Origin of the sequence: Sulfitobacter sp. HI0040 (genome assembly GCF_001634885.1) — a bacterium.
In the GTDB taxonomy this organism is placed as follows: Bacteria; Pseudomonadota; Alphaproteobacteria; order Rhodobacterales; family Rhodobacteraceae; genus Sulfitobacter.
In genome coordinates this window covers 1-446 of record NZ_LWEX01000288.1, presented here as the reverse complement: position 1 = coordinate 446, position 446 = coordinate 1, and the positions used below count along the sequence as shown (strand labels likewise).

Annotated in this window: 1 protein-coding gene; it reads right to left on the bottom strand. The window is 67.0% G+C overall.

The genetic code is table 11. The features are described 5' to 3' along the window. Nucleotides 1-446: cytochrome c biogenesis CcdA family protein (locus A3728_RS13805; protein ID WP_201722328.1), on the bottom strand; the 446-nt coding region annotated here is incomplete at both ends.

Here is a 446-nt window from a genome sequence, read left to right as displayed (position 1 = left end):
GAGGATGAAGGGCGCCGTCATGCCGAAGCCGTAGACCGCCAGAAGTGTACCCCCGCGCCAGATGTCGCCCATGCCGCTGGCAATCATCAGGATCGCCGCGAGCGCGGGCCCGACGCAGGGCGTCCAGCCAAAGCCGAAGGCCAGCCCCATCACATAGCTTCCCCAGACGGACCCCGGCGCGCCGCCGTCGCCCAGCCGCGCTTCGCGGTAGAGCAGCGGGACCCGGATCACACCGAGAAAGTGCAGACCGAAAAGTGTCAGTATCCCGGCGGCGACCCAGGAAAGTTCTTCCATATAGCTAGAGAAGACTTTGCCGAGCGCGGTGGCCCCCATGCCCAGCAGCACGAAGATCGTCGTGACCCCCAGCGCGAAAAGCACGGAAGACAGCAGCAAGCGCCGCTGCGCGCCGGGTGCGATGGCCCCGTCCCCCCGCAGTTCGGACATGC